Source organism: Streptomyces sp. NBC_00091 (genome assembly GCF_026343185.1).
Taxonomy (GTDB): domain Bacteria; phylum Actinomycetota; class Actinomycetes; order Streptomycetales; family Streptomycetaceae; genus Streptomyces.
Map to the genome: position 1 here is coordinate 716,698 of NZ_JAPEMA010000001.1, position 23,932 is coordinate 740,629.

The following is a 23,932-nucleotide window of genomic DNA, read 5'->3' on the forward strand; positions in this document are numbered from 1 at the left end:
ATGAGCGGAGTATCAGTGACCAAGGACGTGCAGGATGCGGCCGGTGCCGCGGACGACCTGGTCGTACTGAGCAACGTCAACAAGCACTTCGGCGCGCTGCACGTGCTTCAGGACATCGATCTGAGCATTGCCCGCGGTGAGGTCGTCGTGGTGATCGGTCCCTCGGGATCGGGCAAGTCGACGTTGTGCCGGACCATCAACCGCCTGGAGACGATCGACTCGGGCACCATCACCCTCGACGGCAAGGAACTGCCGTCGGAGGGCAAGGAGCTGGCCAGGCTGCGCGCCGACGTCGGCATGGTCTTCCAGTCCTTCAACCTCTTCGCGCACAAGACGGTGCTGCAGAACGTGATGCTGGGTCAGCTGAAGGTCCGCAAGACGGACCAGGCGACCGCCCTGGAGAAGGCGAAGGCCCTGCTGGACCGCGTGGGTGTCGGCTCGCAGGCCGACAAGTACCCGGCGCAGCTCTCCGGCGGCCAGCAGCAGCGTGTGGCGATCGCCCGCGCGCTGGCCATGGAGCCGAAGGTGATGCTGTTCGACGAGCCCACCTCGGCGCTGGACCCGGAGATGATCAACGAGGTGCTGGAGGTCATGCAGCAGCTCGCCGCCGAGGGCATGACGATGGTGGTCGTCACGCACGAGATGGGCTTCGCCCGCTCTGCGGCCAACCGGGTCGTCTTCATGGCGGACGGAAAGATCGTCGAACAGGCCGCCCCGGAGCAGTTCTTCAGCAACCCGAAGAGCGACCGCGCCAAGGACTTCCTGTCGAAGATCCTGCACCACTGACGCTCTCGTCTGGTAGTGATCCGATCGACGGCCCACGCCGTCGCACACGACGCGCCTGGCTCGTCGTGCAACAACGTCTCACCCGAGGGAAGTTCACCATGAAGGTTCTCAAGGCCGGCGCGGCCGTCGCCACGGCCGTCGTCCTCGCCCTGACGGCGACCGCCTGTGGCAGCGGCGACAAGGAAGGCGCCAGCGACGCGGGCGCCTCCGGCGGCACCAAGTCGGACAAGATCGTCATCGGCATCAAGTTCGACCAGCCGGGCCTGGGCCTGAAGACCCCCGACGGCAAGTTCGAGGGCTTCGACGTCGACGTCGCCACCTACGTGGCCAAGGAGCTCGGCTACCAGCCGGACCAGATCGAGTGGAAGCAGGCCGTCAGCGCCGAGCGCGAGAACCTGATCTCCAACGGAGACGTCAAGTTCATCGCCGCGACCTACTCGATCAACGACAAGCGCAAGGCGAAGGTCGACTTCGCCGGCCCGTACTTCCTGGCCCACCAGGACCTGCTGGTCCGCGCCGACGAGACCGGCATCACCAAGGTCGAGGACCTCAACAAGAAGAAGCTCTGCTCGGTCACCGGCTCCACCTCCGCGCAGAACATCAAGAAGGACCTCGCCAAGGACGCCGACCTGCAGGAGCTCCCGGGCTACTCCGAGTGCCTGACGGGCCTGGAGAACAAGTCCGTCGACGCGCTGACCACGGACAACTCGATCCTCGCCGGCTACGCCGCGCAGGAGAAGAACAAGGGCAAGTTCAAGCTCGTCGGCCTGAACATGAGCAGCGAGAACTACGGCATCGGTCTGAAGAAGGGCGACAAGGACCTTCAGACCAAGATCAACACCGCGCTCAAGAAGATGGTCGCGGACGGCTCCTGGGAGGCGGCCGTGAAGAAGAACCTCGGCCCGGCCGACTACAAGAACGAGCCTGCCCCGCAGATCACCGAAGGCAGCTGATTTCCCGGTGGGGTGCGCCGCCGCCCGCCCGTCCGTGGGCGGCGGCGCGCCCCACCGGCCATCCTGGGGAGAGCGCAGGGCAACGTGTTCGACTTTCTTGATTCCGGGCAGTACGACCTGCTCGGAGCCTTCTGGGTGACGGTTCAGCTCACCCTCTACTCGGCGGTGGGTTCCCTGATCTGGGGCACCGTCCTGGCCGGGATGCGGGTCAGCCCGGTCCCGCTGATGCGGGGCTTCGGCACCGCGTACGTCAATCTGGTCCGCAACACCCCGCTGACCCTGCTGATCATCGGCTGCTCGCTCGGGCTGAGCCAGACCCTCGGCATCACGCTGGGCGGTGGCACCTTCAAGGAGATCGGCTTCCGGCTCGCGGTCCTCGGACTGACCGCCTACACCGGCACCTTCGTCTGCGAGGCGCTGCGCTCGGGCATCAACACCGTGCCCGTCGGCCAGGCCGAAGCCGCCCGTGCGCTGGGGCTGAGCTTCTTCCAGGTGCTCACCGTGGTCGTGCTCCCCCAGGCCTTCCGGGCGGTCGTCGCGCCGCTCGCGAACGTACTGATCGCACTCACCAAGAACACCACGGTGGCGGCGACCATCGGCGTGGCCGAAGCGGCCCTGCTGATGAAGGAAATGGTCGAGAACGAGGCGGACGCGCTCTTCGCCGTCTTCGGGATCTTCGCCCTCGGCTTCTGTCTGCTGACCCTGCCCACCGGGCTGGTACTGGGCTGGGTGGCCAAGCGAGTGGCGGTGAAGCGATGACCTCCGTGCTGTACGACGTCCCGGGCCCCAAGGCCAAGGCGCGCAACTGGATCTACACCGGCATCTTCCTGGTGCTCTTCGCGCTCGCCGCCTGGTGGATCCTGTCCGTCATGGCCGACAAGCACCAGCTCGACGCCGACAAGTGGACCCCCTTCGTCACCGACGGCAGGATCTGGACCACCTTCCTGATCCCCGGCCTGCTGGAGACCCTCAAGGCCGGCGCGATCGCCATGGTGATCGCCCTGCCGCTGGGCGCCCTGCTGGGCGTCGGCCGGCTCTCGGACCACGCCTGGGTGCGCGTCCCGGTCGGCGCGGTCGTCGAGTTCTTCCGCGCCATCCCGGTGCTGATGCTGATGATCTTCGGGTCGGCCTTCTTCGTGAAGTTCGTCCCCGCCGTGTCCTCCGACTTCCGGCCGCTCTACGCGGTGATCACCGGCCTGGTCCTGTACAACGCCGCCGTCATCGCCGAGATCGTCCGGGCGGGCGTGCTCTCCCTGCCGCGCGGCCAGACCGACGCCGCCAAGGCGATCGGCATGCGCAAGGGCCAGACCATGGTCCACGTGCTGATCCCGCAGGCCGTCACGGCCATGCTGCCGGCCCTGGTCAGCCAGCTCGTGGTGATCCTCAAGGACACCGCGCTCGGCGGCTCGCTGCTCGGCCTCACCGAACTGCTGGCCACGAACCGGCAGATCTCGGCGAACTACAGCAACACCATCGCCACGCTCGTGGTGATCGCCCTGATCTACATCGCGGTGAACTTCGCCCTCACCAGCTTCGCCTCCTGGCTGGAGGGGCGGCTGCGCAAGTCGAAGAAGAGCACCGGCGCGGTGGTCGGCGTGGCCGAGGTCAGCGACCTGGCCACCGGCGCGGCGGCGACGGGCTGACCTGACCGGGCCCGGCCGACCGGCCGCCGGAGGGCTGACATAGGGTCAGCCATAGTGCGTAGCCCGTGTGGTGCGGCGGAATCCTCCGCCGCACCACACAGTGCTGTCCGGGCCGGTGTCACTTGACGCCGGAACCTCCAGTGGGTTGCATACGTTCTGTGATCACATACCGGACATCGGGAGCCGCATCATGGACCCGGTGATCGTCGTCGGCGCGGGGCCCGTCGGACTGTCCCTGTCCCTCGCCCTGGCCGGCCACGGCGTGCCCTCCGTCCTCCTCGACGAAGGGCCCGGCAAGGAGGAACCCCGGCCCGCCCGCAGCGTCGTCCTGCACACCGACACCGCCGCCATGGCGCACCGGCTGGGCTGTACGACGCTGCGCGACGAGGGCGCGCACTTCGCGGCCTGGCGGACCATGAGGCGCCGCCAGGAGTCCCGGCGGATCACCTTCGAGGGCCAGAGCGCCCCCCTGCACCTGCCGCAGCACGCCCTCACGCGCGGGCTGCGCGACGCCGCCACCGCACACCCCCTGGTCCAGCTGGTCACCGACGCCAAGCTGGACTCCCTGGAGCAGGACGCCCACGGGATCACCGCGCACACCCGGGGCGCCGAGCCCGCCTGGTGGCGCGGCAGCCACCTCGTCGGCTGCGACGGAGCCCGCTCCACCGTGCGCAAGCTGCTCGGCATCCGCTTCCCCGGCCGGACCGCCGTGGAGCGGCACGCCGTGGCCGCCCTGCGCTGCGAACTGCCCTGGCCAGGCGAAGCGTTGCTGCACCGCAGCCCGCCGTCCGGGCCCGAGGAGGTCACCGCCCGGCCGCTGCCCGACGGGGTGTGGCGGCTCGACTGGCTGCTGCCCTCGCGCGGGGAACTCGTCACCCCGGACACCCTCGTCACCCTCATCCGCGACACCCTGGCCCTGTGGTGCGGGGGCGCCACTCCCCCGTACGACCTCATCGACACGGGGGTGCACACCCTCCACCACCGGCTCGCCCGGCGCTGGCGCGACGGCCGGGCCTTCCTCGCCGGGGACGCCGCGCACCTGCTGGGCGCGCTCGGCACCCAGGGGGTCGAGGAGGGGCTGCGCGACGCGGAGAACCTCGCCTGGAAGCTGGCCCTGGCCTGGCACCAGGGCGCCTCCGAGGCCCTGCTCGACAGCTACGAGGGCGAACGGCGCACCGCCGTCGCCGCCCGGCTGCGCGCCGCCGACCAGGCGATGCCCGCACTGCGCGGCGGGGGCGGCCTGCGCACCCTGCTCCCCGGCTCCGGGCGGGGCGCCGAAACCCTGCTGACCGACGGACACCTGGGGCGGGGCCCGCTGGGCGCGGAGCCGGTGTACGCCCCGCCGGTGGCCGTGCGCGAGGTCCCGACGGCGACCGAGCCGGGCGGGCCCGTGGCGAACGTACCGGTGACCGCGCCCGACGGAGCCACCGTCCCGCTGCGCGACCTGCTGGGGCGGGGCCGGCTGCTGGTGCTGCTGGTGGCGCCGGGCACCGGGGTCTGGGACCGGCGGCACTGGCTGGGCGCCGGGCTGATGCCCCGCCTCGCGGCGGCCGTCAGCGCCCTGCCGGTCCCGGCGGACCTGCTGGTCGCCGACGGCTACCCGGGGGCGCCGGCGCACACCGTGCTCCTGGTACGGCCCGACGGGCACCTGGCGGCCACCTTCGCGGGGGTCCGCCCGGCCGAGCTGTACGAAGCGGCCGACGCCGTCCGGGCGGGTGCCCCGGCCGACACTCCGGCCGCGCCCGCTCCGGTGATCGATTGACGCTCTAGGTGACTCGTGGTTCACTCGCGGACATGACCGGCAACGACGTACGCCTGTGGCGGAGGGTTCACATGGACCTGCTCCGCTACGCGGGCTGCGTGTGTCGCCCTTCCTGCTGATTCGCCTTCCCTCCGCGCGCCCCGTGCCCTTCCGGGCCCGCGCGCACCTTCGCGAACCCCCAGGACGGTCACCCCATGTCTGCCCCTGTCTCCACGCATGCCCCTGCCCGTTCCGCCGCCCCCACGGCGGCGGAACTCCTCGCCTTCGCCCTGCGCACCGCCGCCGACCCCGCGATCGTGGACTCGCTCCCCCTCGACCCGGAGGGCCGTACCTGGATCCGGCTCGACGGTCCGGGCGGCAGTGAGGCCTGGCTGATCGGCTGGCCCCCGGGCACCGGCACCGGCTGGCACGACCACGCCGAGTCCCGGGGCGCGTTCGCCACCGCGCGGGGCCGGCTCACCGAGCACTCCCTCAGCGTACGGCTGCCCTCGGAGGGCTGGCAGTCCCTGGAACTCGCCCCCGAGGTGGACCGTACGCGCGGCCTCGGCGCGGGCACCGGGCGGGCCTTCGGCGAGCACCACGTCCACGAGGTGCTCAACGAGTCCCCGTCGGAGCACGCGGTCTCCGTCCACGCGTACTACCCGCCGCTGCCGTTGATCCGCCGGTACGGACGCAGCGGTCCGGTGCTGCGCCTGGAGGCCGTCGAGCGTCCGGCGGACTGGCAGTGAGCGCCGCGCCGATCGGCATCGACGCCCTGCTGGAGCGGGTCCGCTCCACCTACACCCGCATCGGGCCGCAGGCCGCGTACGAGGCCTCGCGGGCCGGGGCGCTGCTGGTGGACATCCGCTACCAGGCGCTGCGGGAGCGGGACGGGCTGATCCCGGGGGCGGTGGTCGTCGAGCGCAACGAGCTGGAGTGGCGCCTGGACCCCCAGGGCTCCCACCGCCTGCCCGAGGCGGTGGACCACGACCTGCGGGTGGTGGTGATCTGCAACGAGGGCTACGCCTCTTCGCTGGCCGCGGCCTCCCTCCACGCGCTCGGGCTGCGCCGCGCGACGGACCTCACGGGCGGGTTCCAGGCCTGGCGCGCGGCCGGGCTGCCCATTTCCTGACGCGCCGCACCCCTTCTTGACGCGCCGCTCGCGCGGCTCGGCCCTGGCGGGCCTCCCCGGCTTCGCGCCGCTGCGCCGGCCTCCGGCCGTCGGGCCCTGGCCGGGGGCCGGTGGTCGTGCTGCGGGTGGTGGCCGCTGCGCGGGCTGGTCCCCTACCCGCCCTTCCACCGTTCCCCGGGCCCTGCCCGGACCCGCGCCTCAAACGCCGGCGGGGCTGAAAGACCCTGGGGGCTCCGCCCCCAGCGCCTCAATCGCCGGCGGGGCTGGATTTTTCAGCCCCGCCGGCGATTGAGGCGCGGGCGCGGAGCGCCGTGTAGTGAGCCGCGCCGGCGATTGAGGCGGGAACGGGCGAAGGGCGGGTAGGGGACCGCTCCGCGCAGCGGCATGCCCCCCGGGCCAGCTACCCCACTGGCGGAGCCCCAGGAGACCAGGGCGCAGCCCGGCTCCGGCGGCGCAGCCGCCCCGCACCACCGCCCCGCCGGCGGCAAAGGCGGGGCGGGGCGGCGGAGTCCACGGGCGGGGCTACGCCTTGGCGGTGGCGACTTCCACCGGCGGGACCCGGAGGGCGAGGCGGCCGGGGACGGCTGTGGCGACCAGCGCCAGCAGTCCGGCCGCGCCGACCACCACCGCGTACACCAGCGGCAGCACCGCCGGCGCCGCGGACCCGGTCATGCCCACGCTGAACGCGGTCAGGACGGCGAGCGCGATCCCCGACCCCAGCACCGCCCCGATCAGCAGCACGGCGAGGGTCTCCGTACGGATCATCCGCAGTACCTGCCGCCGCTTCGCCCCGGCGAGCCGCAGCATCGCGAACTCCCGCAGCCGCTCGGCGGTGGACATCGCCAGGGTGTTGACCACCGCGATGGCGGTGAAGGCCAGCACCAGGCCCATGGCGAGGAGGTTGATCTCGGCCCCGGCGGCCTGCTGCTCCGCCCGTGCCGCGTCGGCGTCCGCCGCGGACAGCACCGCCACCCCCGGGAAGTCCCGTACCGCGGCGGCCAGCTGCTCCCGCCCGGTGCCCGGCTCCGCCGCGACGAGCACGCTGCCGGCCAGCGGGTTGTCCACGTGCCCGGCCACCAGGGCGTGCGGCAGGGTCAGGTCCCCGAAGCCCAGCCCCCGCGCGTACACGGCGGACACCGTCAGCGTCACCGGCGTCCCGTCGCCCAGCGTCAGCCGCAGCGGGCTGCCGGGCTTCAGCCCGAGCTGCTCGGCGGCGAGTTCGCTGACGGCGGCGTTGCCCTCGCCGAAGCCGTCCAGCTTCCCGCTGGTGACCTGGGGGTCCCAGGTGCGGGTCAGGCCGGCCGGGGTCACGCCCTGGGCTCCGTACTTGGTCAGGCCGACCCGTACCGAGGTGTGCACGATCTCGGTCGCCGCCGTGACGCCGGGCGTACGGCGGATCCGCTCGGCGGCGCCGGCGCTCACGCCGGGGCCCTGCGCGGCGAGCACCCACTCGGCCCGGACCCCGTCGCGGGCCTGCGCCCGGGCCGCGTCGCCGAGAGTGGGGGTGACGAAGAGCACGGTGCAGGTCATGCCGATCAGCAGCGTGAGCGGGGTGACGGCGGAGGCCATGCGGGTGGCGTTGCCGCGCAGGTTGGCGGTGGCCAGGCGGCCGCCCGGGCCGGTCAGCCGCAGCGGTCCGGCGAGCAGCGCGGTCGCGCCCCGGACCAGCAGCGGGCCGAGCAGCGACACGGCGCCGGCCAGGACCACCACGGCCAGGAAGGTCACCGGGGTCGACGCCGGCTCGGTGCGCAGCGAGCCGAGTACGACGACCAGCACCACTCCGCCCGCGAGCAGGAGCAGTCCGGCCACGGTGCGGATCCAGGCGGGGCGTCCCCGCTCGACGGCGGCTTCGGCCAGCGCCTCGGCGGGGCGGATCCGGGCGATCCGCCGGCCGGTGATGTGCGCGGCGGCCCAGGCTCCGAGCAGACTCGCCCCGACGGCGGCGAACATCGGGAAGATCCCGGCGGTGCGCTCCAGGGTGGCCGGGATCGCCCCGGTGTCGATGAAGCGGCCGTGCAGCCAGGAGGCCAGCGGCAGTCCGGCGAGGGAGCCGGCGATCCCGGCGGCCAGGCCGACGAGCAGGGCCTCGCGGCCGATCATGCGCCGCAGCTGCTTCGGGGTGGCGGCGATGGCTCGCAGCATGGCGAGTTCGCGGTAGCGCTGCTGGACGGAGAGGGCGAAGGTGCCGACGACCACGAGGATCGCGACGAGGAGGGAGGTGCCGCCCATGGCCCCGCCCATGGAGACCAGTTTGACGCGTGCTCCGGCGGCGTCGAGGAACTCGACCGGCCCGCGCCCGTCCCCGGAGGCCACCTGCGCGGTGGCGCCCTGCGGGGTGGCGGCCAGGGCCCGTCCGATGCGGCCGGCCAGCTCTGCGGCGTCCGCTCCGGGCCGGGGCAGTACCCCGATGGCGGTGACCTGTCCGGCGCGGGCGGCGAGCCGCTCGGCCTCGGTGTCGCTGAAGAACAGCGAGGTCTGCCGGCCGAGGTCGCCGCGGGCGGCCCGCGCGACGCCGCTGACCGTGTAGGTCTTCGGCTCGCCGGTGGCCTGCACGGTCAGCCGGGCGCCGGCTCCCAGCCCCGTCCGGGCGGCGAGGTCGCGGTCGATGACGACCTCGTCCCCGCCCTGGGGGGCGCGGCCCTCGGCGAGCGTGAAGGGGGTGAGGACGGCGGAGGTCCAGGCGTGGCCGTACGAGGGCTTCGCCCCGCCCGAGGCCGCGCCCGAGGCCCCGCCCGAGGCCCCGCCCGGTGCCTTGACCATCGGGACGGCCTGGAAGGTCAGCTCGGGTACGGCCCGCTCGACCCCCGGCACGGTACGGACGGTCTCCACGGCCGAGGCCGGAAGCCAGGCCCGCTCCGCGACGGGCTTGGCCTTGTGCTTCGTCTTGGTCTTGCCCTTCTTCTCCTTGACCGTGGTCGCGTGGACGTTCTGGTCGGCGGAGACCACCACGGGAGTGCCCGCGTAGCGCTCGGTGGCGATGGTGCCGCGGAGTCCGGTTTCCAGGAGTGTGCCGCAGGCGGTGATCAATGCCGCGGCGCACAGGAGGGCGACGAAGGCTCCGAGGAAACCGGCTTTGCGGTCCCTGATGGTCTGAAGGGCGTAACGCAGCATCATGTGGTCAACTCTGGCCGCGGGCCCGCTTTTCGGCACTGGAGCACCCTGGCCTCGTCGTACGGGGGCTACCCCCACCCCGGACCTGCGCCCGGCCCCCGGGCCCCCGGCTCCGCGCCGACGGGCCCCGCCCCCGGGCCCGTGCGGGGCTCACTCCCCGGGGTATCCCAGATCGTCGGCGTCCTCGCCCTCGGTCTCCAGGGCGCGCCGGACCACCCGCAGGGCCATGCCCTCCGGGTATCCCTTGCGGGCGAGCATCCCGGCGAGGCGCCGGATCCGCTTGTCCCGCTCCAGGCCACGGGTGCCGCGGAGCTTGCGCTCCACGAGTTCCCGGGCGGTCTGCTCCTCCTGCTCGGAGTCCAGCTGCTCCAGCGCCTCCTGGACGAGGGTGGTGTGCACCCCCTTGGTCCGCAGCTCCTGGGCGAGCGCCCGGCGGGCCAGGCCCCGGCCGCGGTGCCGGGACTCGACCCAGGCCCCGGCGAAGGCGGCGTCGTCGATCAGGCCCACTTCCTCGTACCGGGAGAGGACCTCCTGCGACACCTCCTCGGGGATGCCCCGTTTCGCCAGGGCGTCCGCGAGCTGCCGCCGGGTGCGCGGCATCCCGGTGAGCAGACGCAGGCAGATCGCCCGCGCCTGCTCCTCGGGACTCTGGGGCGGCAGCTCCTGGCGGCCCTCACGGCCGCCGCCCGCGCCGCCCCTTTCCTGCTCCCGCACGGGTCAGCTCTTGGCCACGGCGGCCTTGGCCGTCGTCTTGGCCTTCGACGCGGGGGCGGGCACGGCGGCGTCGGCGGCCGCGGCCGGCGCGGCACCCTCGGCGTCCTTGGCGTCCTTACGGACGCCCACGCCGAGCTTCTCCTTGATCTTCCGCTCGATCTCGTTGGCGAGGTCGGGGTTGTCCTTCAGGAAGTTGCGGGCGTTCTCCTTGCCCTGGCCCAGCTGGTCACCCTCGTACGTGTACCAGGCACCGGCCTTGCGCACGAAGCCGTGCTCCACGCCCATGTCGATCAGGCCGCCCTCGCGGCTGATGCCCTGGCCGTAGAGGATGTCGAACTCGGCCTGCTTGAAGGGCGGCGCGACCTTGTTCTTGACGACCTTGACGCGGGTGCGGTTGCCGACCGCGTCCGTGCCGTCCTTGAGGGTCTCGATACGGCGGATGTCGAGGCGGACGGAGGCGTAGAACTTCAGCGCGCGGCCACCGGTGGTGGTCTCCGGCGAGCCGAACATCACACCGATCTTCTCGCGGAGCTGGTTGATGAAGATCGCGGTGGTCTTGGACTGGTTCAGCGCACCCGTGATCTTACGGAGCGCCTGGCTCATCAGGCGGGCCTGGAGACCCACGTGCGAGTCGCCCATCTCACCCTCGATTTCCGCACGCGGCACGAGCGCCGCGACGGAGTCGATGACGATCAGGTCGAGCGCGCCGGAGCGGACCAGCATGTCCACGATCTCCAGCGCCTGCTCGCCGGTGTCCGGCTGCGACAGGATGAGGTTGTCGGTGTCCACGCCGAGGGCCTTGGCGTACTCGGGGTCGAGCGCGTGCTCGGCATCCACGAAGGCCACGGTGCCGCCGGCCTTCTGCGCGTTGGCCACGGCGTGCAGGGTCAGGGTGGTCTTACCGGAGGACTCCGGCCCGTACACCTCGATCACACGGCCGCGGGGCAGCCCGCCGACGCCGAGGGCGATGTCCAGCGCGGTCGACCCGGTGGGGATGACCTCGATGGGGTCGTTCGGCTTGTCGCCGAGGCGCATGACCGCACCCTTGCCGAATTGCCGTTCAATCTGAGCGAGAGCGGCGTCGAGAGCCTTCTCGCGGTCGGTGCCTGCCATGGGTTCCACCCGGTTTGCTTGAGTCGATCGCTTCACGCCATTGACGCTAACGCCTGCCACTGACAATGCGCTCCCGCGCCCGTTTCGCCTGTGGATAACCCATCAGAATGGATGTTCGATTTCCCTGTCAAGCGAGCCACGCCCACCCCCGACGGGCGCGGCTGCGGGAGCGGCTGCGGGCGCCGCTACAGTGCGGGGCGGATCATCCTGATCCACTCGTAGCCGGGGGGCCCACATGTTCACGCACCATCGCTCCGTCCTGGTGGTGGCCGCCGGCTGCCTCGCACTCTCCGCCTGTTCCGGCGGTCCGCGATCCGTGGCCGCCGACCGCTCCCCCGCCGGGACCCAGGCCCCCGGTGCGCCCGCGACGGCGCGGACGGGTCCGGCGCCCTCCCCTTCCGTTCCCCTGCCGAAGCCGGGGGCGGCCGGCGAGGTACCGGACACCGCGCGGTTGCGGCAGCTGGTGCTACAGCCGGGCGAGGTCCCCGGGGTCCTGGCCCCCGAGCACGGGATCCGGGACGTGCACCCGTCCGAGCTGAGGCTCGACAACCCGACACAGCCGGGCCCGGCCCCGTGCGGCACCATGTGGGCCCTGCTCGGCCAGCGGGGCGCCCAAGCTGCCGTCGCCCAGACCTTCGACTCCGACGAGCCCGGGACCCCGCAGGCGACCTTCCTCGCGTCCCATGCGGGAACGGGTGCCGCGACGTCCTTCGCGCAGCTGCGCTCGGCCGTCGCCGACTGCCCCCCGCACGGCTACGAGGGCCGCGAGGCGACCGTGCGGGTCGAGGACCTCGACGCGGCGGGGTTCCCCGAGGACACGATCCGCATCCGGATCACCGTCCACGAGGAAGGCTCCGGCGCGCCCGACGAGGTCCTCGACCGCATCGTCAGCCGGGTCGGCGTGTGCGTCGTCGACATGGTGGGGATGGGGCCGGACCCGCACCCCCGCCTCGCCGAGCAGCCCGCCCTCCGGCAGATCCAGCGGCTCCGGGCCGCACAGGGACTGTGAGACCGGTCCGATGACGTACGCGGGGGAGCCGGACTTCCGAGTCGGTGACGTGCTGTCGGTCGCCTGCCCCTTCACGCCGGCCAGGGTCGAGCAGGGCGTGATGTGGGGCTGCGTTTCGGTGCGGTGGCCGTGGTGGCGCATCGACACCGGCAGCGATTCCATCTTCTGGAACGGAATCGTCGGCCTGGGCGTCGAGTCGGACGGGTATGTCGCGCCCGAGGCCGAGGCGGAGCTGTTCCGGACCGACCCGCCTCCCGAGCGCCTCGAGGCGGGAGACGTCTGCCGGGTCGGAGTGCCGCCGACCGTGGTTCACGTGACGGCCGTCGACCACCACGACCCCCCACTGGAGACGGGCTGGCTGCCGCGCCCCGGGCTGACCGTATCCGTGCTGCGCCGCGGCTCGTCCTATCGGGAGTTCCCGGACGGGAGCCATCTCGACGGGACGGGCTACTCCATCCACCCGGGCGACGGGATCCCCTTCACCTTCGAGCTGCTGATGCGGCCGTACGCGTTCCTCCGGCCGGGCGACGAGGTCGCCGACACCTCGGGGCGGGCGTGGCGGTTCGACGGACCCTGGGACTGGGCCCCCTTCGACGGGGCGCCGCCCGGCGCGGGCCCGGAGTGGCCGCTCGTCCTCCTGACCCGCGCGGGGGTGCCGTGCTCCGCCGGGGACGCGGCGGTGGTGGCGGCGGGCACGGCGGCCGGCTCCCACCAGGAGACCGTCCGGCGCTGGATGTCCCTCACCGGGGCCTCCCCCACCCCGTAGCCGGGGCCCGCCCCGCGCGCGGGCCCCGACGGCGGGCAGGGGTTACGGCTTCGGCAGGGCGCAGCCGGGGCGGGTCAGGTCGATCTGGTTGCCGGGGCCGATGCACGGGACGAGGGTGTAGGTCTGCTGGGCGTAGTTGATGCCCTGGCGGACCGTCACGTTGCCGCTCTCGTCGACCTCGCACGGGTTGTTGTCCGTGCAGCTCTGGCCGTCCTCGTTGCCCGTGTTGTTGACGGCGACGACCTTCCCCGTCGTCGTGTCGATCACCGGGGAGCCGGACGTGCCGCCGATGGTGTTGCAGGACGAGGTGTAGCGGACCGAGTCCTTCCAGGTCCAGGCGCCCTCCTTGAGGCGGTACGCGAACCCGTCGACGTTGCAGCTGTAGGTGCGCTTCCAGTACCCGGAGACGACCTTGATGGACGAACCCTGCACCGGGTGGGCGTCGTTGAGGGTGAGCGCGGCTATCCCGTACTGGCTCTGGATCTGGGCGTACGTCTTGGTCAGCTGGTAGAGCGAGACGTCCGTGTCCGTCATCGTCCCGTACGCGATCTTGCTGGCGCGCAGCGTCGCGACCTTCGAGCCCGAGGCGTTGAGCAGGGAGAACGTGCGACTGGACGCCCGGTTGACGAGGACTTCGCCAGCCGCCGGGAAGCCTGTCTCCAGGCAGTGGCCGTTGGACAGGACGAGCGCGGGGTCGCCGGGCTGGGAGTTCGGGGTGCGGACGACGGAGCCGGAACAGTTGCTGAGCGCGACCGTGCCCGCGTACGTGACCGCGACGGCGGGCGCGGTGTCGGAGGACGAGGCCATGGCCGGTGCCGCCGCCACTCCGGTCAGGAGTAAGGAGAGCGCGACTGCGGCGAGAGGCTTGTTCATGTGGGGGGTCCCCTCTGATGAGGATGCGAACGACCGAAGATCTTCCGGTTGTCATGTGCATTCTCAAACCAGGGGACCCAACCCACAAGAGGGCCTTCCCCGTTGGGCGGCACCCCCACCGGAACGGCCGGAAGCGCATCCGGAATCAACCATTCCAACACCCCACGAGGCGGGCGCCGGTGCCCATACCGGGGCGCATGGGCCGCCGCCCCGGGCTGGCGTGAAAGCGCCCCCGGATGGCCGGTACTCTGCGGTGCCCCCGACGACGGGGGCCGCGAAATTCCGCTCAGGAGGACCCATGGCCATCAAGAAGGCCACGATCCAGCAGCAGGTGGCAGACGCCCTCGCCCAGGCCAACCCCACCGACCGGCCCATCGTCACGATCCAGGCCATCGCCGGCCCCAGCGTGTGGCTGATGAGCATGCTCGGCCTCATCGGCCAGGCGTTCCTCACCTACTACTTCGTCACCGTGACCGACCAGGCCGTGGTGCTCCACAAGGCGAGCCGGATGAGCAACCGCCCCCAGGAGATCGTCTTCGCGATACCGCCCGCCGAGGCCGTCGGCAGCATCACCGAGGTCAAGCGCAACGCCGTCTGGAGCTCGTTCCGCATGCAGCTCCCCGGACAGGCCGCCCCGACCCGGATGAACGTGCACCGCATCTGGCGGGCCGAAATGGACCAGCTGCTCGGCCTGCTGACGGGTCAGAACCAGCCCACGGCCTGACGCCTGACGGCCACCGGCCGGCCGTGACCGGCGGGCGGAGGGGGCCTCGTCCCCAGCCCCCTCCACCCCCGGTCACCACCAGTACACCGGATAGCGCACCGCCCCCCGCCGGGCCCTCGAGGCGGCCGTACCGGCCAGCACCAGCAGCATCGCCGCCCCGGCCAGCAGCGGTACGAACACCACCGGATCCGGCGCCTGAAGCACCACCACCACGGTGGTCGCCGCCGCCGGCGAATGCGGGGTCCGGGCCAGGGTCATCACCCCCACCGCCACCCCCGCCCCGAGCGCCGCCACCCACGGCGCGTCCCCCAGCAGCGCCAGCCCCAGGTAGCCGACCGCCGCGCACAGCAGATGCCCGGCGACGACGCTGCGCGGCTGGGCCAGCGGCAGCGCGGGCACCCCGTAGACGATCGCCGCGCTCGCCGCGATCGGCGGGATCAGCACCGGCTGGCGCAGGACCGCGCCGATGCCGACGAGCGCCAGCAGCGCGGCCGCCGCGATGACGCCGCTGCGCAGGGCGGTGGCCGGCGCCGGCGGCTCGGGCGCGGGAGCCCGCCCCGCGAAGGGGTTCGAGGGAGCCGGGCGGGCCCGGCCGACCGCCTCCGCGACCCGGCCCGCGCTCGTGTCAGTCGTGTCCACGCTCATGGGGGCCAGGTCTACGCACCCTCCACATCACAGCCCTATGAGGAACAGCCCCACCCGGGCACCGAATGACAACCGGCGGTTGACGCCCCCGGGGTGTCAACCTAGGGTTGCACTCATGACGAACCCTTCAGTGGAACCTGTTCGCATGACCAACCCGGTACGCCTCGACGACCTGATCGAGGCCATCAAGAAGGTCCACACCGACACCCTGGAGCAGCTCAGCGACGCCGTCGTCGCGGCCGAACACCTCGGGGACGTCGCCGACCACCTCATCGGCCACTTCGTCGACCAGGCCCGCCGCTCCGGCGCCTCCTGGACCGACATCGGCCGCAGCATGGGAGTCACCCGCCAGGCCGCCCAGAAGCGCTTCGTCCCCAAGGCGGACAAGGAGGGCGACCCCGGTCTCGACCCGAACCAGGGCTTCGGACGCTTCACCCCCCGCGCCCGCAACGTCGTCATGTCCGCGCAGAACGAGGCCCGCGCCGCCGGCAACACCGAGATCCGCACCGAGCACCTGGTCCTCGGCCTGCTCGCCGAGCCCGAGGGCCTGGCCGCCCTCGCCCTCACCGCCCGGGGCATCGAGGCGGACGGCCTGCGCGCCGCCGCGACCGCCACCCTGCCCCCGGCCGCAGCGCAGGTCCCCGAGCTCATCCCCTTCGACGCGACCGCCAAGAAGGCCCTGGAGCTCACCTTCCGCGAGGCCCTGCGCCTGGGCCACGGCTACGTCGGCACCGAGCACATCCTGCTCGCGCTCCTGGAGCTCGAGAACGGCGAGGGCCCGCTCAGCGCCTGCGGCCTCGACAAGGCCGGCGCCGAGGCGACGGTCACCGAAGCCCTCGCGGCCGTACTCGGCGGCGACGGGGAGAAGTAGCCTCGCCGGCCGCCGCGCCCGTCAGCTCGTACCGCCTGACGTAGGCGCCGAGGAAGGCCTGCAGGGTGGCGACGGCCGGGATCGCGATGAGCGCCCCGACCGCGCCCAGCAGGGCGGTGCCCGCGATGACCGACCCGAAGGCCACCGCCGGGTGGATGTCCACGGTCCTGGCGGTCAGCTTGGGCTGGAGCACGTAGTTCTCGAACTGCTGGTAGACCACCACGAATCCGAGGACGTACAGCGCGTACCAGGGATTGACCGTGAAGGCGATCAGCATCGGCAGCGCCCCCGCCAGGTAGGTGCCGATGGTGGGGATGAACTGGGAGACCAGCCCCACCCACACCGCGAGCGCGGGCGCGTACGGCACCTCGAGGATCACGAAGAGGATGTAGTGCGCGATGCCGGAGATCAGCGCCATCAGCCCGCGCGAGTAGAGGTAGCCGCCCGTCTTCGCCACGGCGATCTCCCAGGCGCGCAGCACCTCCGACTGCTTCGCCGGCGGCAGTACGGAGCACAGCGCGCGCCGCAGCCGCGGCCCGTCGGCGGCGAAGTAGAAGGAGAACAGTCCGACCGTCAGCAGCTTGAAGAGCCCGCCGAGCACGGTGGCGGACACGTCGAGCACACCGCTGGCGCTGTTCTGCACGTACTTCTGCAGCCAGTCCGAGTGCAGCAGGCTGTCCTGGATCTCCAGCCGGGACAGCTCGGTGTGGAAGGTCCTGTTGATCGAGTCGATCACCGCGTCGAGCCTGCCCGGGAAGCCCGCCACCATCTCGACGATCTGCCCGGCGAGCATCGAGCCGAGCAGCGCGAGGAATCCGGCGGCCGAGACGAACACCCCCAGGAACACCAGGAAGGTGGCGAGCCCGCGACGCATGCCGCGGGCCGCCATCCTGGACACGGCCGGTTCGATCGCGAGCGCGAGGAAGAACGCGATCAGGATGTTGACGAGCAGCCCGATCAGCTGGTGGAAGGCCCAGCTGCCGAGCTGGAAGCAGGCCACGAGGGCCAGTACGAGGACCACGGCGCGCGGCAGCCAGCGCGGCATCCGCGCCTCTCCCCCGGCCGGGGCGGTACCGGGCGGGATGCCGCCGGCGCCGGCGGGGCCGGCCGCCCCGCGGGGGCCTGCGGAGCCCGGCAGGTGCTGGGGTTCTTCGGGCCGGTCGGTCGTCTCGTCTGTCGCTGCCACGCCGTCCAGTCTGTCCCACCGGCCGCTCGGACCACGAAGCCGCGGTAGCGGGCCCGGTCCGGCGTCAGCGCAGCGAGGCCGGCACGTCCATCGCCGAACACACCGCGCGCCACACGTCCTTGGTCTCCCAGCCCGCGTCCAGCGCCTGGTGGACCGTGCGTCCGCCGAGTTCGGCCATCACGTGGTCCCGGGCGAAGGACTCCGCGTAGCCCGCGCCGAAGTGCTCCGCCATCCGTTCCCAGAAAATCGTCAACCGCATGACTCCAGTATCCCGCCCCGGAGAGTGCACCGGCCCCGTTGCACCCCTGCGCCCCGGTCCCCGCGCCCTACGGTGTCACGCATGCCTGGAGACGAAGCTTCCACGCCGGCCCCACCGAGCCCAGCGGCCCCCTCAGCCGCGTCGGCCCCCCTGGCGCGCGCCGAGCAGTTCATCTGGCTCACGGCCAGGGTGCTGGAGCAACGGCGGTTCGCGTTCCATTTCCTCGGCGGGGACCCCGATCCGGTGGACGCCGCCCTCGGCTCCTACCTGGGCGAGGACGGCGGCTACGGGCACGCGCTCGACCCGGACCTGCGCGGTCCGCTGAGCCAGCCCCTGCACACCGCGCACGCCTTGCGGATCCTCGACGGCCTCGGCCGCTGCGCCGGGCAGCGCATCGAGCGGCTCTGCCGCCACCTGAGCCGGGTCTCCACCCCGGAGGGCGCGCTCCCGCTGGTCCTGCCCGCCCCGCGCGACTATCCCGCCGCCCCGTACCACCCGGTGTGCGACGACCCGCCCGGGGCGCTGCTGACCACGGGCCCCGTCGTCGGGGTGCTGCACCGCAACCGGATCTGGCACGCGTGGCTCTTCCGGGCCACGGACTTCTGCTGGGAGCGGGTCGAGACGCTGCGCCACTCGCACCCGTACGAGATCCAGAGCGCGGTGGCCTTCCTCGACGGCGCCCCCGACCGGGCCCGCGCGGCGGCGGCCGCGGACCGGCTGGGCCGGCTGGTGCGCGAGCGGCGCCTCGCGGTGCTCGACCCCGGGCGGTGCGAGGAGTATCCGGCCTCCCCGGGCTACGCACCGGGCGAGCGGCTGTTCCCGTACGACTACGCGCGGCGGCCGGAGTCGCTGGCCCGCGGCTGGTTCACCGACGAGGAGATGCGGCGCTCGCTGGACTTCCTCGCGGCGGAGCAGCAGCCCGACGGCGGCTGGCCCGTGCGCCGCCGGGCCTGGGCGCCGGGCAGCTCGCTGGAGCGGCGGCCGATCGCCACCCTGGAGGCCCTCCTGACCCTGAGGGCGTACGGGCGCCCGCTGGGGACGGCCGACGAGCCCGGCGGGGTCAGCCTCCCAGGGCCCGGACGCCCGCGGTGACCACCACGGCCGCCGCGACCACCACCAGGAACGGGGCCCGCAGCAGCAGCGCGATCCCGGCGGCGGCGAGTCCGGCGGCCCGGGCGTCGAGGACCAGCTCGTGGCCGGTGCTGAAGGTCTGCTGGGCGGTGAGCGCGGCGAGCAGCGCGACCGGGAGCAGGGCGGAGAGCTTGCGGACGGCCGGCCGCTCCAGGGCCCCGGCGGGCACGAGCAGTCCGGCGAGCTTGACGGCGTAGCATCCGGCGACGGTGAGCCCGATGGCGATCCAGACGTTCACCGGGAACCTCCGCGGAGGTTCCGGTCTTCGGGCCGGGGAGGAATCGGATTCCTGCGGAGGAGGGAAGAAATCGGTGTTCCGCCCCCAGGGCGAAGGACCGCTGGGTAAGGTCCATGTCGTGCGTTGCGAGAACCAAGCGCGTACGACGTGCTGAGCGAGAGCCAAGCCAGCACAGCAACCTCCAAAACTCCATACACCCGGGCTGGTTTCAACCCGGCTGGTGTTGATCGTGGAAGACTCGGTCGCTCGCTGAGCGACGGAGCGGCGTGAGCCAGGAATCCCCCTGCGTCAGCTGGGGGAGGATTCAAAAGCGGCGTCCCTTCATCCACAGCACGGCGGGCGCAGCCAGTGCAGCAATCAGTACAGGCACCCCGGCGGGCAGTACTGGCAGGAAGCCGAGTCCAAGGACGAGCGCGAGCCCGGCCACGGCCCGCTCGGTGGCGCTCTTGAGCATCGGCGCGAGCAGGGCGAGGAACACGGCCGGCCCGGCGGCGTCCAGCCCCCACGCGGCGGTGTCCCCGATGGCCTCGGCGCCGAGCGCGCCCAGCAGGGTGGTGAGGTTCCACAGCAGGTACAGGGTGAGCCCGGTCACGGTGAACCCGAGCCGGGCCGACCTGCGGTCGGGCTGGGCCAGGGCGACGGCGGTGGTCTCGTCGATCACCCAGTGCGCGGCGAAGGGCCGTACGGCGCGGGGCAGGGCGAGCAGCTGGGACAGGCGCAGCCCGTAGAAGGCGTTGCGGGTGCCGAGGAAGAAGGCCCCGGCGGCGGCGGTGAACGGGTTGCCGCCCGCCGCGAGGGCTCCGACCAGGGCGAACTGCGAGGCCCCGGTGAAGACGAGCAGGCTCAGCACGCACGCCTGGAGCACACTGATCCCGGCCCCGGCGGCGGTCACCCCGAACGCGAACCCCGACAGCCCGACGGCCACGCCGACCCCGAGCGAGTCCCGCACGACGGCCGCGCGCGGCCTGCCGGCGGCGGCCCCCTCGGGGGCCTCCTGTATCACCATCTGATCTTCTCCCACGCCCCGAACGTACGTGGGGCGGGCGGCCGGGTCTTGTACGTTCTTGCGCGCGCATCGTCGCACTACGCACCCGGCTCGCTACGGTGAGTGCATGGAGACCGCTCCGACACGGGTTGTTGTACGTCCTTCCTATGCCAAGTGGGCCGCGTGGGTGTGCTGGTCCGGCCTGGCCGCCGGCGGCGTTCTCCTCGGCCTGTACGTCGACCGGCGCAGAACCCTCCCGGACGAGGTGCCGCTCCAGCTCGCGGGCGGCTGGGAGCGGGCCTGCCGGATCGTCTACGGGCAGAGCCTGTGGTGCCCGGCCCCCGGCGGACAGCGCGAGCCGTTCCGCAGGGCCCTGTGGCTCGATTCCTTCCTCTTCATCCCGGGATACGCGCTGGCGCTGCTCGCCGTGTTCGGCCTGGGCAGCTGCTTCCTGTACCGCAAGGTGACGCGGAGGCTGATGCTCCGGTGCCTCGCCGCCACCGGGGTGATGGCCGCGGCGGACATCTGCGAGAACGTCTTCCTCTACCGGGCCCTGGACGGGCTCGGCACGGGCGCGGACGGCGACTGGCGGAAGGCGTCCTGGTGCGCGCTGCTGAAGTGGGCGCTCGCCGGACCGCTGACGATGGCCGCCGTGTGGATCGCCCTCACGCTGGTGGCCCGCTTCCTCCTGCTCCCCAGAGCCGTGGTGAAGACCACCGGGGCCACTCCGCCGGGAACACCGCCCGCGGCGGGTCCGGCCGCCCGGGCCCCCCGCGTGCGGAAGGCCCACGAGCTCGCGAACCGCGGTGTGCCCTGGGACGACCCGGACATCATCACCCCGCCCGCCGCGCCGCACGCGATCACCGCCGTGGCCGAGTGGGCGAACCCCTCCGTCACGGCGGAGCCGCCGGACAGCGTCAAGGAACGCTGGCGCACCCGCGCACTCGAACTGCCCGGCCGCAAACCCGCGGAGGTGGGCATCTGCGTCTCCGGCGGCGGCATCCGCTCCGCCTCGGTCACCCTGGGCGCGCTCCAGGCCCTGCGCGAGGGGGGCGTGCTGACCAAGGCCCGCTACCTGGTGTCCGTATCGGGCGGCGGCTACATGTCCGGGGCGTTCCAGCTGGCGCTCACCGGCCGGCGGCCGGCGCACCTCGCCAACGCCGGTCTCGCCACGGTGCGGGACGTGTTCGCGCCCGGCAGCCCGGAGGAGGACCACATCCGCCGGCACGCCAAGTACCTGGCGGACAGCCCGCGGGAAAAACTGCTGGCCGCGGGCATCGTCCTGCGCGGCCTGTTCGTGTCGCTGGGCCTGCTGGCGCTCGCGTTCATCGTCGTCGGCGTGTACCTCGGCGCGTTCTACCACCTCGTCCCGCTGACGGATCTGGACCGGCTGCGGACGTACCCGACCGCTTCGTTCCCCGGGCTGTCCGAGCAGCTGCACGCAGAGGTGCGTACGCCCCTCATCGCCCTTTTGGCACTCGCCGCGGTGGTGTCCGTGGCGGCGTCCCTGATCAGGTCGCACAACGGGAAGTCGCGCCCGCCCTGGGTACGGACCACCGTGAAGGGCATCCTGGCCCTGGCGGCGGCCGTCGCCGTGTTCGCCGTGGTCCTGCCGGCCATGGTGTGGTGCTTCGCCTGGCTGGCCAACCGTGCGGACCTCCCGCAGGGCCCCAAGGGCATCTCGGTCTTCGGTGCGCTGACGGCCGCCGCGACCGGGCTGGGCGGTCTGTTCACCGCCGCCAGGGACCGGGTGACGAAGGTGAGGCCGGACGGCGACAAGGCGGGTCCGTTCTCGGGAGCCGCGTCGATCGTGACCCGGACCGGTGCCGGCTGGGTCCAGACCCTCGTGGTCTGGCTGGTCCTCACGCTGGTCGCGTTCTTCGGTCTGGCCCTGGTGTCCTGGTCCGCCGTCTACGCGCACGGCTGGAGCGGGTGGTGGCAGTGGGGCCTGCCGGCGCTGCTGCTGTTCTCGGCCCTCGCCGTCGACCAGACCACCTTCAGCCTGCACCCCTTCTACCGGCAGCGGCTGGCCGGCGCGTTCGCGGTGCGCCGGGCGGTGCTGCGCGACGGCTCGGTCGGCGCCCTGCCGTACGACTACAACGCCGAGTCGACCAGCCTGTCCACGTACGGCAAGCGCGTGACCGGCGGTGAGGACCGGGAAGGCGGGGAAGGCGGGGAAGAGTCCTTCCCGCAGACCATCTTCGTCGCCTCGGCGGCCCTGTCCCTGCGCAACCGCACCGCGCCGGGCCGGCCCGCGGTGCCCTTCACCTTCTCCCACGACTACGTGGGCGGCCCCGACACCGGGTGGGTGCGGACGACCACGATGGAGAACACGGCGCACCCGCTGATCGGCCGCGACCTCACCGTGCAGTCCGCCGTCGCGGTGTCCGGCGCGGCGTTCGCCTCCGCGATGGGCACCCAGTCGATGGCCGCGCAACGGCTGCTCGCCCTGTCCAACCTGCGCCTGGGCACCTGGGTGCCCAACCCGCTGTACCTCGCGGAGGTCGCCCAGCGGGGCCCGGACTGGGTCATGCCGAGGCTGCCGCGGGTACGCCGGCTCCGCTACCAGCTCCAGGAGCTGGTCGGCCGGTACTCCGACTCCAGTCCCATGCTGCTGTGCACCGACGGCGGGCACTTCGACAACCTGGGTCTGGTGGAGCTGCTGCGGCTGCGCTGCCGGACGGTGTACGTGATCGACTCCTCCGGGGACTCGCCGCCGCTGGCCACGACCCTCGCCCAGGCGGTCACCCTCGCCTACGAGGACCTGGGCGTGCAGATCACCTTCGACCAGAAGGAGGTGCTCAAGCTGGTGCCGGGAAGCGCCGAGAAGGTGGCGCCGGAGGCCCCGATGGCCGCCCTGAACACGCGGTTCTCCGCGAGCTGCCTCGTCAAGGGCGCCATCACCTACCCGGAGGACGTGGAGTTCGAGGAGGGCAAGCCGCGCACCCGGCACGGCACCATCGTCTTCGCGAAGGCGAGCCTGACCCCGGACATGCCGTACGAGCTGCTGAGCTACGCCCTCAGGGAGAAGGCGTTCCCGCGGCGGAGCACCATGGACCAGTGGTTCGACCACAGCCAGTTCGACGCCTACCGCGAGCTGGGGTACCACCTCGGCGCCGCGGCCGTATGGCCCGCTCCGGTCAAGCGGCACCGCCTGTTCGACCGCGCCGGTAGGCACCCGGCGGGACCCCCACGATCCGGGTGAAGTGCCGGTTCAGGTGCGGCTGGTCGGTGAAGCCGACGGTGACGGCCGCCTCGGCGGGCGGGGTCCCCGCGTCGAGCAGCCGGCGCGCCCTGCGGACGCGGGCGTCGGTCAGCCAGGTGTGCGGGGGCATCCCGTACCGCTCCCGGAAGGTGCGCAGCAGCGCGAAGGGGCTGGTGCCCAGCTCGGCGGCGAGCCGCTCCAGCGAGGGCGGGTCCGCCATCCGCTCCTCCAGCACGGCCCGGGCCCGTTCGGCGTCGGCGGCACCCGCGCCGCGGAGCGTACGGGCGGGCAGCGGGCCCGCGTGCCGGCCGAGCATCCGCGCCACCACGCCCCGCAGCAGGGTGTCGGCGGCGAGCGCGTTCCCGGCCTCGGCGGCCCGGTGCACCTCGGTGATGGCCCGGGCGCCCGGCGCGTCGGCGACCATGTCGGCGGTGAAGCCGGGGGTGCCGCGCAGGGTGGCGATCTCGGCGGCGACCTGGGCGATCAGGTCCCGCGAGGGGTAGAGGGTGGCGTACGCCCAGCCCTCCGGGACCCCGGCGCGGGCGGTGTGCGCGACCTCCGGGTTGATCAGCACCACGCTGCCCGGGCCGGCCCGTACGGTGCCGCCGGGCAGGCCGATCTCCTCGACGCCGCCGGTGACGGCCGCGATGACGTACCCGTCGTGGGCGTGGCGGGGGAAGGTGTGGCGTACGTAGTGGGCGCGCAGCAGGTCCAGCCCGGGCAGTTCCTCGTACTGCCAGTGCCGTGCCCACTCCCGGTGCCCCTCGTCCGTCGCCATCCCCTCATTCTGCGCCCCGCCGCGGCCGGGCGTTTGCCCAGGTCGGGCCTGTTGTCAGTGGCCGGGTGC

24 protein-coding genes are annotated in these 23,932 nt (G+C 72.9%); 14 read left to right on the forward strand and 10 right to left on the reverse strand.

The window, feature by feature from the left end:
- The 8 genes from OOK34_RS02930 (at position 1) to OOK34_RS02960 (ending at position 6,255) form a co-directional block, all read left to right on the forward strand.
- Entirely contained in the window at positions 1–786 is a 786-nt protein-coding gene (locus tag OOK34_RS02930) for an amino acid ABC transporter ATP-binding protein (protein WP_323183392.1), read from the forward strand.
- A gap of 98 nt (positions 787–884) precedes the next feature.
- Positions 885–1,739: a glutamate ABC transporter substrate-binding protein gene (locus OOK34_RS02935; protein WP_267032298.1), complete on the forward strand. Its 855-nt coding sequence runs from the start codon at positions 885–887 to the stop codon at positions 1,737–1,739.
- 84 nt (positions 1,740–1,823) lie between these two features.
- Positions 1,824–2,498 carry an amino acid ABC transporter permease gene (locus OOK34_RS02940; RefSeq protein WP_267032299.1) on the forward strand — a complete coding sequence of 225 codons (675 nt, stop codon included), beginning with the start codon at positions 1,824–1,826 and terminating at the stop codon, positions 2,496–2,498.
- Entirely contained in the window at positions 2,495–3,382 is an 888-nt protein-coding gene (locus OOK34_RS02945) for an amino acid ABC transporter permease (RefSeq protein WP_267032300.1), read from the forward strand. Before OOK34_RS02940 ends, OOK34_RS02945 begins: the two co-directional genes overlap by 4 nt.
- Positions 3,383–3,572: 190 nt before the next feature.
- Entirely contained in the window at positions 3,573–5,144 is a 1,572-nt protein-coding gene (locus OOK34_RS02950; protein WP_267032301.1) for an FAD-dependent monooxygenase, read from the forward strand.
- Positions 5,145–5,176: 32 nt separating this feature from the next.
- Positions 5,177–5,263: a putative leader peptide gene (locus tag OOK34_RS35315; protein WP_311318651.1), complete on the forward strand. Its 87-nt coding sequence runs from the start codon at positions 5,177–5,179 to the stop codon at positions 5,261–5,263.
- Between the two features lie 75 nt (positions 5,264–5,338).
- Positions 5,339–5,872, forward strand: coding sequence for a cysteine dioxygenase (locus OOK34_RS02955; protein WP_267032302.1), 534 nt, complete (start codon positions 5,339–5,341; stop codon positions 5,870–5,872).
- Positions 5,869–6,255: a rhodanese-like domain-containing protein gene (locus OOK34_RS02960; RefSeq protein ID WP_267032303.1), complete on the forward strand. Its 387-nt coding sequence runs from the start codon at positions 5,869–5,871 to the stop codon at positions 6,253–6,255. The genes OOK34_RS02955 and OOK34_RS02960 overlap by 4 nt, the downstream gene beginning before the upstream one ends.
- A gap of 522 nt (positions 6,256–6,777) precedes the next feature.
- Here the strand turns inward: OOK34_RS02960 and OOK34_RS02965 are convergent.
- From OOK34_RS02965 to recA, 3 genes are all read right to left on the reverse strand, one after another.
- Entirely contained in the window at positions 6,778–9,369 is a 2,592-nt protein-coding gene (locus tag OOK34_RS02965) for an FtsX-like permease family protein (RefSeq protein ID WP_267032304.1), read from the reverse strand.
- Positions 9,370–9,516: 147 nt separating this feature from the next.
- Positions 9,517–10,080: a recombination regulator RecX gene (gene recX, locus OOK34_RS02970; RefSeq protein ID WP_267032305.1), complete on the reverse strand. Its 564-nt coding sequence runs from the start codon at positions 10,078–10,080 to the stop codon at positions 9,517–9,519.
- A gap of 3 nt (positions 10,081–10,083) precedes the next feature.
- A complete protein-coding gene (gene recA, locus OOK34_RS02975) occupies positions 10,084–11,193 on the reverse strand; it encodes a recombinase RecA (protein ID WP_267032306.1) in 1,110 nt (369 codons plus the stop codon).
- Positions 11,194–11,428: 235 nt separating this feature from the next.
- On the opposite strand from recA, the gene OOK34_RS02980 reads away from it, so the two are divergent.
- Together OOK34_RS02980 and OOK34_RS02985 are read left to right on the forward strand one after the other, a co-directional pair.
- A complete protein-coding gene (locus tag OOK34_RS02980; protein ID WP_267032307.1) occupies positions 11,429–12,202 on the forward strand; it encodes a hypothetical protein in 774 nt (257 codons plus the stop codon).
- 10 nt (positions 12,203–12,212) lie between these two features.
- A complete protein-coding gene (locus OOK34_RS02985; protein ID WP_267032308.1) occupies positions 12,213–12,968 on the forward strand; it encodes a hypothetical protein in 756 nt (251 codons plus the stop codon).
- A gap of 42 nt (positions 12,969–13,010) precedes the next feature.
- On the opposite strand, the gene OOK34_RS02990 is transcribed toward OOK34_RS02985, so the two are convergent.
- Positions 13,011–13,841, reverse strand: a complete 831-nt coding sequence (locus tag OOK34_RS02990) for a serine protease (RefSeq protein WP_267032309.1) — start codon at positions 13,839–13,841, stop codon at positions 13,011–13,013.
- Between the two features lie 298 nt (positions 13,842–14,139).
- On the opposite strand from OOK34_RS02990, the gene OOK34_RS02995 reads away from it, so the two are divergent.
- The gene (locus OOK34_RS02995) at positions 14,140–14,565 is read left to right on the forward strand and encodes a hypothetical protein (protein ID WP_267032310.1); all 426 of its coding nucleotides are present in this window, start codon (positions 14,140–14,142) and stop codon (positions 14,563–14,565) included.
- A 72-nt stretch (positions 14,566–14,637) separates the two neighbouring features.
- Here OOK34_RS02995 and OOK34_RS03000 read toward each other — a convergent pair whose 3' ends face one another.
- On the reverse strand, positions 14,638–15,210 hold the full coding sequence (locus tag OOK34_RS03000; RefSeq protein WP_267032311.1) for an HPP family protein: 573 nt from the start codon (positions 15,208–15,210) through the stop codon (positions 14,638–14,640).
- Positions 15,211–15,325: 115 nt separating this feature from the next.
- Between OOK34_RS03000 and OOK34_RS03005 the strand changes: the two genes are divergently transcribed.
- Positions 15,326–16,081: a Clp protease N-terminal domain-containing protein gene (locus tag OOK34_RS03005; RefSeq protein WP_267032312.1), complete on the forward strand. Its 756-nt coding sequence runs from the start codon at positions 15,326–15,328 to the stop codon at positions 16,079–16,081.
- Here OOK34_RS03005 and OOK34_RS03010 read toward each other — a convergent pair.
- Together OOK34_RS03010 and OOK34_RS03015 are read right to left on the reverse strand one after the other, a co-directional pair.
- Positions 16,035–17,126 (reverse strand): AI-2E family transporter, encoded by a 1,092-nt coding sequence (locus tag OOK34_RS03010; RefSeq protein ID WP_323183473.1) that lies wholly within the window; start codon positions 17,124–17,126, stop codon positions 16,035–16,037. The two genes, OOK34_RS03005 and OOK34_RS03010, sit on opposite strands and share 47 nt — an antisense overlap.
- Before the next feature lie 205 nt (positions 17,127–17,331).
- Entirely contained in the window at positions 17,332–17,526 is a 195-nt protein-coding gene (locus OOK34_RS03015; RefSeq protein ID WP_267032313.1) for a DUF3046 domain-containing protein, read from the reverse strand.
- A gap of 81 nt (positions 17,527–17,607) precedes the next feature.
- Between OOK34_RS03015 and OOK34_RS03020 the strand changes: the two genes are divergently transcribed.
- On the forward strand, positions 17,608–18,618 hold the full coding sequence (locus OOK34_RS03020) for a hypothetical protein (RefSeq protein ID WP_267032314.1): 1,011 nt from the start codon (positions 17,608–17,610) through the stop codon (positions 18,616–18,618).
- On the opposite strand, the gene OOK34_RS03025 is transcribed toward OOK34_RS03020, so the two are convergent.
- A complete protein-coding gene (locus OOK34_RS03025; protein ID WP_267032315.1) occupies positions 18,587–18,895 on the reverse strand; it encodes an AzlD domain-containing protein in 309 nt (102 codons plus the stop codon). The genes OOK34_RS03020 and OOK34_RS03025 overlap by 32 nt on opposite strands.
- 304 nt (positions 18,896–19,199) lie before the next feature.
- Positions 19,200–19,901 carry an AzlC family ABC transporter permease gene (locus OOK34_RS03030; protein WP_267032316.1) on the reverse strand — a complete coding sequence of 234 codons (702 nt, stop codon included), beginning with the start codon at positions 19,899–19,901 and terminating at the stop codon, positions 19,200–19,202.
- A 106-nt stretch (positions 19,902–20,007) separates the two neighbouring features.
- Here OOK34_RS03030 and OOK34_RS03035 point away from each other — a divergent pair, with 106 nt between their 5' ends.
- Positions 20,008–23,085, forward strand: a complete 3,078-nt coding sequence (locus OOK34_RS03035; RefSeq protein WP_267032317.1) for a hypothetical protein — start codon at positions 20,008–20,010, stop codon at positions 23,083–23,085.
- Here the strand turns inward: OOK34_RS03035 and OOK34_RS03040 are convergent.
- Positions 23,021–23,863, reverse strand: a complete 843-nt coding sequence (locus OOK34_RS03040; protein WP_267032318.1) for an AraC family transcriptional regulator — start codon at positions 23,861–23,863, stop codon at positions 23,021–23,023. The genes OOK34_RS03035 and OOK34_RS03040 overlap by 65 nt on opposite strands.
- Positions 23,864–23,932 lie beyond the last annotated feature (69 nt).

Excerpts from the sequence above, each read along its gene's own strand:
- OOK34_RS02930 (WP_323183392.1), top strand. The coding sequence starts at position 1 with ATGAGCGGAGTATCAGTGACCAAGGACGTGCAGGATGCGGCCGGTGCC.
- OOK34_RS02935 (WP_267032298.1), top strand. The coding sequence starts at position 885 with ATGAAGGTTCTCAAGGCCGGCGCGGCCGTCGCCACGGCCGTCGTCCTC.
- OOK34_RS02945 (WP_267032300.1), top strand. The coding sequence starts at position 2,495 with ATGACCTCCGTGCTGTACGACGTCCCGGGCCCCAAGGCCAAGGCGCGC.
- OOK34_RS02950 (WP_267032301.1), top strand. The coding sequence starts at position 3,573 with ATGGACCCGGTGATCGTCGTCGGCGCGGGGCCCGTCGGACTGTCCCTG.
- OOK34_RS35315 (WP_311318651.1), top strand. The coding sequence starts at position 5,177 with ATGACCGGCAACGACGTACGCCTGTGGCGGAGGGTTCACATGGACCTG.
- OOK34_RS02955 (WP_267032302.1), top strand. The coding sequence starts at position 5,339 with ATGTCTGCCCCTGTCTCCACGCATGCCCCTGCCCGTTCCGCCGCCCCC.
- OOK34_RS02965 (WP_267032304.1), bottom strand. The coding sequence starts at position 9,369 with ATGATGCTGCGTTACGCCCTTCAGACCATCAGGGACCGCAAAGCCGGT.
- recA (WP_267032306.1), bottom strand. The coding sequence starts at position 11,193 with ATGGCAGGCACCGACCGCGAGAAGGCTCTCGACGCCGCTCTCGCTCAG.
- OOK34_RS02980 (WP_267032307.1), top strand. The coding sequence starts at position 11,429 with ATGTTCACGCACCATCGCTCCGTCCTGGTGGTGGCCGCCGGCTGCCTC.
- OOK34_RS02985 (WP_267032308.1), top strand. The coding sequence starts at position 12,213 with ATGACGTACGCGGGGGAGCCGGACTTCCGAGTCGGTGACGTGCTGTCG.
- OOK34_RS02990 (WP_267032309.1), bottom strand. The coding sequence starts at position 13,841 with ATGAACAAGCCTCTCGCCGCAGTCGCGCTCTCCTTACTCCTGACCGGA.
- OOK34_RS02995 (WP_267032310.1), top strand. The coding sequence starts at position 14,140 with ATGGCCATCAAGAAGGCCACGATCCAGCAGCAGGTGGCAGACGCCCTC.
- OOK34_RS03000 (WP_267032311.1), bottom strand. The coding sequence starts at position 15,210 with ATGAGCGTGGACACGACTGACACGAGCGCGGGCCGGGTCGCGGAGGCG.
- OOK34_RS03005 (WP_267032312.1), top strand. The coding sequence starts at position 15,326 with ATGACGAACCCTTCAGTGGAACCTGTTCGCATGACCAACCCGGTACGC.
- OOK34_RS03010 (WP_323183473.1), bottom strand. The coding sequence starts at position 17,126 with ATGCCGCGCTGGCTGCCGCGCGCCGTGGTCCTCGTACTGGCCCTCGTG.
- OOK34_RS03015 (WP_267032313.1), bottom strand. The coding sequence starts at position 17,526 with ATGCGGTTGACGATTTTCTGGGAACGGATGGCGGAGCACTTCGGCGCG.
- OOK34_RS03020 (WP_267032314.1), top strand. The coding sequence starts at position 17,608 with ATGCCTGGAGACGAAGCTTCCACGCCGGCCCCACCGAGCCCAGCGGCC.
- OOK34_RS03030 (WP_267032316.1), bottom strand. The coding sequence starts at position 19,901 with ATGGTGATACAGGAGGCCCCCGAGGGGGCCGCCGCCGGCAGGCCGCGC.
- OOK34_RS03035 (WP_267032317.1), top strand. The coding sequence starts at position 20,008 with ATGGAGACCGCTCCGACACGGGTTGTTGTACGTCCTTCCTATGCCAAG.
- OOK34_RS03040 (WP_267032318.1), bottom strand. The coding sequence starts at position 23,863 with ATGGCGACGGACGAGGGGCACCGGGAGTGGGCACGGCACTGGCAGTAC.